Origin of the sequence: Bacteroides sp. 3_1_23 (assembly GCF_000162555.1) — a bacterium.
GTDB classification, from domain to species: domain Bacteria; phylum Bacteroidota; class Bacteroidia; order Bacteroidales; family Bacteroidaceae; genus Bacteroides; species Bacteroides ovatus.
In genome coordinates, this window is sequence record NZ_GG774949.1 from 1,803,112 (window position 1) to 1,815,489 (window position 12,378).

Here is a 12,378-nt window from a genome sequence, read left to right on the forward strand (position 1 = left end):
TTTAATTGAAAAGATCGTCCAGTCCTCTTTCTTCCACTTCGCCATCAGGAGTTTCCGAACCGGCACACGGGTCAAACCCTTCAGGGAGTTTGAATCTCTCCTGCTGGTCATATCCCAAGGTCGGATCGTCATACACTTTCTTCATATACATTGCCCAGATAGGCAAAGCTGCAGCAGCCCCCTGTCCATAGGTCATTCTACCGAAGTGAATATCACGTTCGTCCCCTCCTACCCAACAACCGGATACCAGTGAAGGAGTGAATCCCATAAACCAGGCATCGGAGTTATCATTGGTCGTTCCTGTTTTTCCACCCATATCAGCGGTAATTCCATATCGACGAACACGTCCACCCGTTCCCTCGTTGATAACGGCACGCAGCATAACCAGCATTTTGTAAGTGCTCGACGCGCTTATCACTTCTTCCATTTGCGGTGCAAAAGTAGAAATGACATTGCCATCACTATCCTCAATGCGGGTAACGAACAATGGAGCCACCCGGATTCCTTTATTGGCAAAAGCTGTGTATGCGCTGACCATTTCACCGACAGAAATTTCACAAGGTCCCAGACAAAGTGAAACCACCGGATCAATTGCTTTATTACGTACACCGAAACTATGGATCAGGCGTACCAAATCATACGGATTCAACTTACCCATCAGATATGCAGAAATCCAGTTATCGGAGTTTGCCAATCCCCATTTCAGAGTTACCATTTCTCCATAACGCTTATCATTTGCATTACGTGGTGTCCAGGGAGTTCCATTCTCATCAATCAAAGTTTGCTCTACGTGGCGTGCCTGATCGCAAGGAGAAAATCCGTTCTCCATTGCCAATGTATATAAATACGGCTTAATAGTAGAACCTACCTGACGACGTCCTACCATCGCCATATCATACTGGAAATATACATAATTCGGTCCGCCCACATAAGCCTTCACGTGTCCGTTTGCCGGATCCATTGACATAAATCCCGTCCGCAAGAAAGATTTGTAGTAGCGGATAGAATCCATCGGTGTCATAATCGTATCTTTATCACCCTTCCAGGAAAAGACAGTCATTTCTTCCGGTGTATCGAACGCCTTACGAATCTGTTGTTCCGAAGCTCCCGCCTCTTTCATGAGGCGATAACGTTCCGTTTGTTTCATTGCTTTCGTCAACAACTCTTCCACTCGTTTTTCCGGTAGTGATCGTGCATACGGAGCATTCTTACTTCCCTCTTTTTCTTTGAAGAATATAGGTTGCAGATAATCACCCAAATGCTCTTTTACAGCATCTTCGGCATACTGCTGCATACGTGAATTGATAGTTGTATAAATCTTCAATCCATCTGTATAGATGTTATAATTTGTACCGTCTTTCTTCTTGTTTTTCGCACACCAGCCATATAACGGGTTAGTTTCCCAAGCGATAGAATCCTCATAGAATTTCTGCATTTGCCAACCACGATAATCACTTCTTACCGGTTTCGGTGCTGTCATGACGCCGCGGAGATATTCACGGAAATAAGTAGCCAGCCCCTCTTTATGGTCAACACGATTGTAAGTCAGTTTCAACGGAAGAGCCTGCAAAGAATCACATTCTGCATCTGTGATATATCCGGCTTTACGCATCTGCTCGAGCACCACATTACGACGGCCACGGGAACGTTCGTTGAAACGAACCGGATTGTAAAGTGACGGATTCTTACACATACCCACCAATGTAGCTGCTTCTTCAATCTTCAAGTCCTTCGGTTCACAGCCAAAATAGGTATATGCAGCAGTTTTGATACCAACAGCATTATTCAGAAAATCAAATTTATTGAGATACATACTCAATATTTCCTCTTTGGTGTAGTAACGTTCAAGTTTCACCGCAATCACCCATTCAATCGGTTTTTGGAAAAGACGTTGAAGTGTATTTCTAGCCACATTTTCCGTAAACAACTGTTTAGCTAGCTGTTGTGACAAGGTACTACCCCCACCTGCATTTTTCTGAAACATCAAACCACGTTTCACAAACGCACGGAACAATGCTTTGGCATCAATACCCGAATGCTCGACAAAACGAACATCTTCCGTTGCAATAAGAGCATTGATAATACTGGGTGACAAATCCTTGTAAGCCGTGTACACCCGGTTTTCCTTGCTGTAAGACCATGTACCAAGCACTTTCTCATCTTCAGAAAAAATCTCTGTTGCAAATTTATAGCTCGGGTTCTCGAGTTCCTCTACAGGAGGCATATAGCCAATCCAACCCTTTGAAATGGAGACAAAGACTATAACAATAGCCAATACTATGACTGCCAAGAATATCCAAAGAGCTTTTATTATTTTTCGAATCATGTTTTTTCTCGCTTAAAATGACGCATTTAATTAAGATGCAAAGGTAGATAAAATCCGCTATTCAGCCAACGAGTTTGATTATAATTTCTATTTTGTTAAAATATAGAGCGATACTCCTAACAAATAGCATGAAACAAAACAAAAAAGAGCATTTTTCAAGAAAGCAACCCTCTTATTATATCTAAACACAAACAGGCGGGAAAAATCCCGCCTGTTATTCATTCATAAATATACCTATTTATAAGATAATCAATTACAAGGTTGCTGCCTGCACACCTACCACTCCGGCAATCGCACCGGCAACAGCAATAATCACTTTCAAAATAATACTCCACGTTTTTTTCATAGACATTTCTCTTTTTTAATTAAACACTAAATGAACACTCTAACCGTCAGCTATTAATCAACAAGACATTAAGCTGCGGGATCCGGTGCCTCTCCGCTACCGCCACCTTCATCTCCGCCACCTTCGCCTTCATCCGGTTTCTCGGGATCTTCCGGAGATACAGTAACGCTAATTTTCTTCAGATATTCATCCAGACTGATCAGATCTAACTTCTCATCTGCACGGGTAGCAGTTTTGGTGACACGCAACTCTTTATTAGCTTGGAAAAAGATACGAACACTATCCACACTCTTAGCATTAATATCCTTCGCCAACTCCGCACCTTTCGAACGGGCAGTCAACATAAACACACCCAAACCTTCGATATTCACAGACTTACCTTCCAACAACTGCTCCTTCATTTTTTCCACAAAATTCTGGATTACACTCTTGATGTCACCGATAGACAGCGAAGAACGATCCTGCATTTTCTGTGCAATATATTTCAGGTTGACGGACTGACCTAAAGTGATCAGATGCGGATAATATCTCTTAGGAGAATTGGGAACACGCGGATCTGTTGGCCGCGTAATGACTTTGTAAATTACACTCATACTACGTTTTTTTAAAGATTTAAATTCAAGTTTATTTATTCACCTTTTGTTGATCAACAATGCAAAGGTGAAACTTTTATTCCGGATAGAAAAGAAAAAAGCCCCTTACAGAGCTATTTTCATTTACCTAAGTATATAATAAACTATAAATCAACAACATAATCAGCATCCTATAATCTTCCAGTCCCCAATCGTACACCGTTCGCTATCAAAACTGACAGCCACCTTTACAACAGGCAATCCACATAAAGCAAAGCGTTCCGGATAATTCTTCAAATCAATTTGCTCCATCGCTTCACCCGCACTTTTATCCAATTTCAGTTCCATCACATACAATGTAGTCTTCGTACGAAGTACTATATCTACCCGTCCACGAGGAGTACGAACTTCCACATCCACATAATACCCCAACAAACTGAATATGATATAAAAGACCTGCTGATAGTGTCCTTCGAACCTTGTATTGTCGCAGTAGGGAATCGTAGACAGAAATTCCTGCAAACGGTGTAAAGCAGCATCCATATCACCATTCTGAATATCATAAAAAAGATAAGCCACCATGGTAGTTGCTTCAGGTGTCTTGTTATTTACATAATAAGGAAGAAGGCTCTCCATAAGTCCCAGCCTTACTTCTTTATTGGGAATATCCAGCGTATAAAGGTCTAGCATCTTATTATAATCCTTAATAGTGATATACCCACTTTGGTACAATAAAGGCACTGCATCAGTCATCGTTTCAGTAGGAGCATCGAAAGCTGAGGACTTTAGTTGTTTACATCCAATTTCGGAAGGTTTCACTCCGAATTTATTCAACATCTTAATCAGATATGTAGGAGTACCGCTACCAAACCAATAAGATCCAAATTTTCCATCAGCAAAAGCATTTAGCAAACTGAAAGGATTATATATATCGGGCGAAGGAGATGTGAAATGATAACCATCATAATTTTCTTTCAGTTTCATCAAAGCCTCTTCAGGTGTTATCTCCAATTTCTTTGCCAATTCTCCCAAATCATCCTTCATTTGCAAACGTATCTCATCTTCACTAATTCCACAGATAGCAGCGTATGGCTCATCCATACTAATATTCTTTATATTATTCAACTCACTAAAAATACTTAGTTGGGAGAATTTGGTAATACCAGTCAAAAATACATATCGCAAATAAGGATCACAAGCTTTTAACGGACTGTAGAAGTTACGCATGATATTACGCAATACATCCAGGTTTTCCCATTCGTGCACCACATCCAGCAGAGGAGCATCATATTCATCAATAAGCACGACCACTTTCTTGCCGGTTTGCTCATAAGCACGTTTTATCAGTCCCATCAAACGCTGATTGGGATTAACCTCCTCCTCCAGCCGTCCATAAATCTGCTCATAACCATATAGTTTCAGATTCAATTCTTGGAGCAACTGTTCACTATCCGCATGTTTGGCAGTACTCATATCGAAGTGAAGTACCGGATATTCCGTCCACTCCTTCTCCAGTTTCTCCATAGCCAATCCATGAAACAGCTCCTTACGTCCGGAAAAATAGCTATGCAGCGTGGAAGTAAGTAATGACTTACCAAAACGTCGTGGACGGCTCAAAAACATATAGCTGGAAGCCGAATGAGTCATCCGGTAAACATATTCCGTTTTATCAATATAGAGGTAATTCCCCTCCCGTATCTTCGAGAATGTCTGTATCCCGATAGGATATAGTCTTTGCAAATCTTCCATATCAACCATATTTTTCACATACTTAAGCATTTATAATCTCCCAGCCCCCAATCGTACACCGTTCGCTATCAAAACTGACAGCCACCTTTACGACAGGCAATCCACATAAAGCAAAGCGTTCCGGATAATTCTTCAAATCAATTTGCTCCATCGCTTCACCCGCACTTTTATCCAGTTTCAGTTCCATCACATACAATGTAGTCTTCGTACGAAGCACTATATCTACCCGTCCACGAGGAGTACGAACTTCCACATCCACATAATACCCCAACAAACTGAATATGATATAAAAGACCTGCTGATAGTGTCCTTCATATTTCGTATTATCGCATTGCGGTATAGTGGACAGGAACGTTTGCAAACGGCGTAATGCAGTATCCATATCCCCATTACGGATATCACGGGAAAGATACGCCACCATTGTCGTGGTTTCCGGAGCTTTACTACCGACATAATGTGGAAGAAGACTTTTCATCAGGCCTATTCTCACTTCCTTATTAGGAATATTCAATGTATACAAGTCTAATTCCTCATCATAATTCTTAATAGTGATATAGCCACTTTGATATAGCAGCGGGATAATACTTGTCATCCTTTCTGTTGGTGCATCAAAATCCTCGACCGAAACCCTATTATTTCCAATTTCGGAAGGTTCCACGCCAAACTTCTTCAACATATTTATCAGATACGTAGGCGTACCGCTACCAAACCAATAAGATCCAAATTTTCCATCTGCAAAAGCATTTAGCAAACTGAAAGGATTATATATATCGGGCGAAGGAGAAGTGAAATGATAACCATCATAATTTTCTTTCAATTTCATCAAAGCCTCTTCAGGTGTTATCCCCAATTTCTTTGCCAATCCTTCCAAATCATCCTTCATTTGCAAACGTATCTCATCTTCACTAATTCCACAGATAACAGCGTATGGCTCATCCATACTAATATTCTTTATATTATTCAACTCACTAAAAATACTTAGTTGTGAGAATTTAGTAATACCAGTCAGAAATACATAACGCAAATAAGGATCACAAGCTTTTAACGGACTGTAGAAGTTACGCATGATGTTACGCAATACATCCAGATTTTCCCGTTCATGTACTACATCAAGCAAAGGAGCATCATATTCATCAATAAGCACAACCACCTTCTTACCTGTTTGCTCATAAGCACGCTTAATAAGATTGACTAAGCGTAGATTGGCATCCCCCTCTACTGTGTTAATAGCAAACGTACGTTCATATTCAGCAAGCATAAAATCAAGAAGACGTTCCAATCCTCCTTTATCCACATGTTTCGCCATACTCATATCGAAGTGAAGTACCGGATATTCCGTCCACTCCTTCTCCAGTTTCTCCATAGCCAATCCGTGAAACAGGTCCTTGCGTCCGGAAAAATAGCTATGCAGCGTAGAAGTAAGTAATGATTTCCCAAAACGTCGTGGACGGCTCAAGAACATATAACTGGAAGCCGAATGAGTCATCCGATAAACATATGCTGTTTTATCAATATAGAGGTAATTCCCCTCCCGTATCTTCGAGAATGTCTGAATCCCGATAGGATATAATCTTTGCAAATCTTCCATATCAATCATATTTTTCACAAAGCTACTAAAAATTATCCATCAGTCATTGCATTACAAAAAAAATATCAACTATCTTCACAGACAGTTGATATTATAGAAATCACATCGGATTTACACCGACATGAGGGCGTTGATCAGGAATACACCGCTGTGTATTTCCTGACCACAAAATGTAGGGATCTTCATGTGTGTAGCATGAAGTTAGGGACCTACACATTCTTCATCTCACTTTTTCTAAAAGTACTTTGAAGCACTCTATTTCTCTTTATTATCGCTAGTTTCTCCATATCCGTAACCATAGCCATATCGTTTACCATAACCATAGTACTTACCATATTTACCATAACCGTAATAATAACCATATTTTCTTTTCTTCAAATCCAAACCATTGATTACAGTACATAGGTTAGGTAACTTATTTCCATCAATAAGTTCATTAATCAAAGTATACTCATTCTTACGAGTATAATCCGCGCGACATACATAAACAGATAAATCAGCCACACGTCCTATCAATAAAGTATCGGTAACCATACCAACAGGAGCTGTATCCAGAATTACATATTCAAAATTCTTCTTAAGAGTCTCAATCGCTTTATCCAATCCATCACGGGCCAACAATTCAGTCGGATTAGGAGGAACTGTTCCACCAGGAAGAATATAGAGATTCTTACTGACATCGGAAAGCTGTACCAAATCCATCAAGTTCTTTTCCGGATTGGCCAAATATTGAGTTATACCTTGTTCTCTTTTTGATATATTGAATACCTTATTCAAACCTGGCTTGCGGATATCAAGACCAACGATTACTACTTTCTTGCCCAATAAAGAAAGACTGATAGCAAGATTACCAGAGATAAAGGATTTACCTTCACCACTGACTGTGGAAGTAACCAAAATCACCTTCTTGTCATTTCCAAGCATAAACTGAAGATTCGTTCGGACATTGCGGAAGGTTTCACTCATCAGGTTGTTTTGATTCTCAAATACAGCAATAGCTCCTTGTTTTTCATCAGTCAATGGGATATCACCGACAATAGGTGCACTGGTAAGTTTCTCTACATCTGCACGACCTTCAATCTTAAATTTAGCTAATTCGAGTAAATAAATAACCCCTACCGGAATTCCAAGACCTAATATCAAAGCGATCAAATAAGTAATCTTACTTCTAGGAGACACAGGAGCATCATCCGCTATAGCGTCATCTATTATCTTTGCATTATTGGCAGTAGCAGCCAAAGTTATAGCATTCTCTTCACGCTTCTGAAGTAACATCAGATAAAGCCCGGCTTTTATCTCCTGTTGACGAGCAATACTCACAAACTCACGTTCCTGTCCAGGCGCCTCACTGATGCGACGGGAATAACGATTCGCTTCACGATCCAGATCCGCTTTTGTGATATACAATCCACGCAACACCCTATCTAAAGAGACTTGTACATTCTCTTTCATTGCACTAATGCTTGTATCCAGATTTATAATAGTAGGATTATTCTCCGTTGATGTACGCAGCAAACGTTTTCTCTCAACAAGCACATCATTATATCGATTGATGGCAGCAGCAAGATTCAAATCCTGCAACCCGATATTACTAGGTAAAACCTCATAACCTTCATTTTGCATATATTTCTGCAAATCCTGCAGCAAATTAATCTGGGTTTGATTCTCCACACGTTTCTTTTCATATTCAGCACTACCCGTCAAAGCTATCTGTGCATCACTGGTTAAATCTGTAATACCCGCTCCACGCTTAAAACTTTCCAGATCCTTTTCCGTACTACCGAGTTCTTTCGAAATAATACTAATACGTTCATTGATAAATTCTGCTGTTTTCTGCGCCACCTCGTTCTTATCATTATTCGTATTGATATTATACATCTCCAACAGCTTATTGATAAAATCCTTGCCGCGCTGTACATTTGAATTTTTCAATGATATGACAGCTACAGAAGTGGTTTTGGAAGTAGGTTCGATAGTCATATTCTTACAACACCATTTCGCTACAGCCAAAGGCCTATTAATTGTTGCTGTAATATTACGTGTAGTCTTTTCCGGATCTGTAATTTCTTCCAATGTCCTTTTAGAAGATAATACCGAGTCCGGCGTCAGGAAAAAAGCCAATGTCCCTTTGCCGGTAGGAAAAACAGCCGGCAATTTTTCGAAATGTTTCTGATATTTATTACCGGCAATCTTCACATTCACATCCATACTTCCCTGTGGTTGCAATGCCATCTCCACAATCATCGGTTCCTCCAACAAATCAGCTTCCTGCGGAGTCAGACTCACTTGTACCGGTGAAGTCTTATACGTGTTTCTGGAAGGGAATTCATCTTCATCCGTATAGGAAATATAAAGCCCCAAATCTTCAACCACCTCTTTAACGATAGTCTTGGAACGGAGAACTTCAATCTCGTTATCAATATTCTGCGAAGAAGAGACCATACCATCCAATCCCAGACTCTCCAACCCGGAAAGCATTCCGGCACTACCACCTTTCTTATCATCCTTTATTAAAACCGTAGCGGAAATATTATATACGGGAGTGGATATATAAAGATAGACCCATGCCGCAATCAAACACGCCACAACCGCACCCACAAACCAAGGCCAGTGGATCAAATACTTAAACAGTAGTTCCTTAACGTCTATATTTTCTTCCTTAGATTCTTGTGCTTCGTTGAAATCTGTTTCTTTCATTGCAAATCATTATTTTAAAATATTTACTAATAGGCTGACGATAGATACCAAAATAGAAGTAGCAGAGAACCAAAGACTGGTACTGTTGCCCACATCCGAATTTCGAGCCTTTGCTTTATTAGGGGTTACATAAACAATATCATTCTGCTGTAACCAATAGTAAGGTGAAAGAATGGTTTCGGCCTTATTCAAATCCAAGGTTACAATTTGCTGTTTGCCGTTTGCGTCCTCACGAATCAACTTCACATTATCACGAAGACCGTATACTGTCATATCACCTGCCATGGCTAATGCTTCCAACAGATTTACTTTCTCATTAGAGATAGTAAAAGTACCCGGTCTGGTAACTTCGCCGATAACAGATATTTTATAATTTACCATACGCACCGTTACAATGGGAGTCTCCTTCATGTAAGGCTTCAATTTATCTATAATCAGCTGTTCAGCTTCCCTTTTCGTTAAGCCGCCTAACTTCAATTCTCCTAATACAGGAAAATTTATATTTCCTTCATTATCTACCAAATAAGGTTGTAATACAGGTTGAGTAGTCACATAAGACGAAGTACTCACAGCTATTCCAGCATTACTGGCCACTGTCAGGTTAAAAGGTATCGCAAGTTCAGGACTAGTGCACGATACCACAATAGTCAACAAATCCTTTGGCATTATCTTGGCATCATACAATTTTTCCTGTTGTTCTACCTCGTTCACAACTTCCACATTTTGAAAATATGGAACCTTTTTATAAGACTGACAAGCAGTCAATAGGAATGGCAACAATAGTAGCCATAAATTTCTGTTGTTAAGTCTTCTCATCATAATTCGTAAATTCATAATTAAACGCCCTTTAATTTCTAAGTTTTTATTATCGTCTTTTTATTGTCAATTATTTAATATGCTTCTTTTTCTCCGCGTATGGCATTATACACTGTCTTATACATAATATATAAATCCAATAAAAAAAGTCCAATGCTCTATGTACCAGATATCACGTTGCACGCGACCCTCCATCTGCCAGAGTTCTTTCGTCTCACCACGATAACCAGTCACCTGCGCCCAACCAGTTATTCCAGGTTTAACAAAGTGACGAACCATAAACTTATTTATCAGATTAGAATATTCCTCCGTATGCTTCAACATGTGTGGACGGGGACCTACAATAGACATATCACCCTTCAACACATTGATGAATTGTGGTAATTCATCCACACTAGTCTTCCTCATAATCTCTCCGATACGTGTTTTACGAGGATCATTTTCCGTGGCCTGAAGAGTATCACATTGCGTATTAACCTTCATCGAACGAAACTTGTAACACCAGAATTCACGACCATCCTCACCACTGCGTTTCTGCTTGAAAAAGACAGGGCCGGGAGAACTTAGCTTGATCGCAATTCCGAAGAATATATAAACGAACGGGAAGACTGTAATAAGAAATAGCCCTGAACAAATGACATCAAAAGTACGCTTGATAATACGGTTCTCCAATGACTCCAATGGCTCACAACGAATGGAAAGCACAGGAACATTACCCAATAACTCAAAATGCATCCTACGTTTCAAATAGTTACGGACATTAGGAACACTAAAAAAACGGACCAAATGATTTTCACAGTAATTAATAATAGGAACAATCTCCGCACTACGCACAGAAGGAAGACTACAATAAAGCTGATTAATCTCTCCCGCATGTTTTTCTAAAAAAACACTTACTTCATTGGGTTGTCCCAAATATGGAACCTCCTGTGGATACCGACCCGAAGGAAAATCCTCGAAATAACCCAGTACACGATAACCAGACGTAGGATCATCCGTCATCGCATGATAAAGTTCCTGCATATTCTCATGGCTCCCAACCAATACGACCTTACGAACATTTCCTCCCTTTTTTCGATAAAGCTCCAGAAAGTGACGGGAAATTAAACGATAGCTGATAATAACAATTATTAAAGCAACATAAAACAGTCCGAAATATCGGGAATGTGAAAAATGAAAATGAAAAACAAGCAACGTACAAACCGATAAAAAGACAAAAGGAACCATGTTACGTAAAACACGGATCATAATCTGTTCAGGACGTACCACAGGACGATGAAGAATAACACCTGAATGCATATTACAAAGTAAATAGCACAGAGTGATAAGAGTCATACCCTGAAAGATAGAACCGCAATGAATACACCAGAAACGGGTACCCAGAAACAAATTAAATCCCCATAAAAGCAGGTTCAGCAAAATAAGATCCCCAAAAAGGACCAAAGATTTTAGGACTTTGTTAAAACGTTGGACTTCCTGCATACACTTTATTTTTATAATTCTTATCTGGAATAATTACCTATTTTTTCAGTAATGCGAGTACAAATTGCGGTACTTTCCAAGCCATCTTTTCCAATTTGGTCAAAGTAGGCCATAATCCGTGCGAGACATACACCCTAATATCCTCTTCCCACATCTTCTTACGTTTAGCACTATCAGTAGAAAGCCCACCCATACGCATCCGCACGATATATTCATTGAGATATGTCACCGTGAGTCCACCGGTCAACAGATAGCGTACCAATAGGTCACTATCAGCTGCAATTTTATAACTCTCGTTATAAAGCCCCAGTCTCATCATTACATCGCGTCGTATATAGCAAGTGGGATGAAGCGGAAGCCATCCATGACGCACTTTCCAAAGACGATACCCTCCCCCAATCCAGTTGCGCACCACTTTGTTCGTATTATCAGGATTCACAAAGAGACCATCACCATATAAGAAATCAGCATGTGTCCGTTTTATTCGTTTTACAATGCGCCCAATTACCCCATTATCATAAAAAAAATCATCCGAATGCAGCAATCCAATTATCTCTCCCGTAGCCACACGAATACCCTTATTGATAGCCTCATACATACCATGGTCAGGTTCCGATATAATGATCGAAATTCGATCTACATATTCTCGGATAATATCCAACGAACCATCCGTACTGGAGCCATCCACCACAATAAACTCTATGTCATTATAATCCTGTGCTAAGACACTCTCGATAGCACTCCTAATCGTTGCTGCACGATTGTAGCACGAAGTTATAATTGAAACTTTCATAAAAAATAG

At 39.9% G+C, this 12,378-nt stretch carries 8 protein-coding genes and 1 pseudogene; all 9 read right to left on the bottom strand.

Translation table 11 applies throughout. The annotated features are described in order from the left end of the window. Position 1: 1 nt before the first annotated feature. Positions 2-2,326, bottom strand: a complete 2,325-nt coding sequence (locus tag HMPREF9010_RS17205) for a transglycosylase domain-containing protein (protein ID WP_004308897.1) — start codon at positions 2,324-2,326, stop codon at positions 2-4. Positions 2,327-2,579: 253 nt separating this feature from the next. Beyond that, on the bottom strand, positions 2,580-2,672 hold the full coding sequence (locus HMPREF9010_RS26110) for a smalltalk protein (RefSeq protein ID WP_004295819.1): 93 nt from the start codon (positions 2,670-2,672) through the stop codon (positions 2,580-2,582). Positions 2,673-2,740: 68 nt separating this feature from the next. Then, the gene (locus HMPREF9010_RS17200; protein WP_004295818.1) at positions 2,741-3,265 is read right to left on the bottom strand and encodes an HU family DNA-binding protein; all 525 of its coding nucleotides are present in this window, start codon (positions 3,263-3,265) and stop codon (positions 2,741-2,743) included. A 162-nt stretch (positions 3,266-3,427) separates the two neighbouring features. Continuing rightward, positions 3,428-5,002 carry an ATP-binding protein gene (locus tag HMPREF9010_RS17195; RefSeq protein WP_008647997.1) on the bottom strand — a complete coding sequence of 525 codons (1,575 nt, stop codon included), beginning with the start codon at positions 5,000-5,002 and terminating at the stop codon, positions 3,428-3,430. 13 nt (positions 5,003-5,015) lie between these two features. Further along, on the bottom strand, positions 5,016-6,581 hold the full coding sequence (locus HMPREF9010_RS17190; protein WP_004303423.1) for an ATP-binding protein: 1,566 nt from the start codon (positions 6,579-6,581) through the stop codon (positions 5,016-5,018). Positions 6,582-6,836: 255 nt separating this feature from the next. Further along, positions 6,837-9,278, bottom strand: a complete 2,442-nt coding sequence (locus tag HMPREF9010_RS17185) for a GumC family protein (protein WP_004295816.1) — start codon at positions 9,276-9,278, stop codon at positions 6,837-6,839. Positions 9,279-9,287: 9 nt separating this feature from the next. Continuing rightward, entirely contained in the window at positions 9,288-10,112 is an 825-nt protein-coding gene (locus HMPREF9010_RS17180) for a polysaccharide biosynthesis/export family protein (RefSeq protein WP_004308893.1), read from the bottom strand. A gap of 56 nt (positions 10,113-10,168) precedes the next feature. Then, a pseudogene (locus HMPREF9010_RS17175) lies at positions 10,169-11,576 on the bottom strand (undecaprenyl-phosphate glucose phosphotransferase). Between the two features lie 37 nt (positions 11,577-11,613). Then, complete coding sequence (locus HMPREF9010_RS17170; protein ID WP_004295813.1) at positions 11,614-12,369, bottom strand: glycosyltransferase family 2 protein; 756 nt, start codon at positions 12,367-12,369, stop codon at positions 11,614-11,616. Between the last annotated feature and the right edge of the window lie 9 nt (positions 12,370-12,378).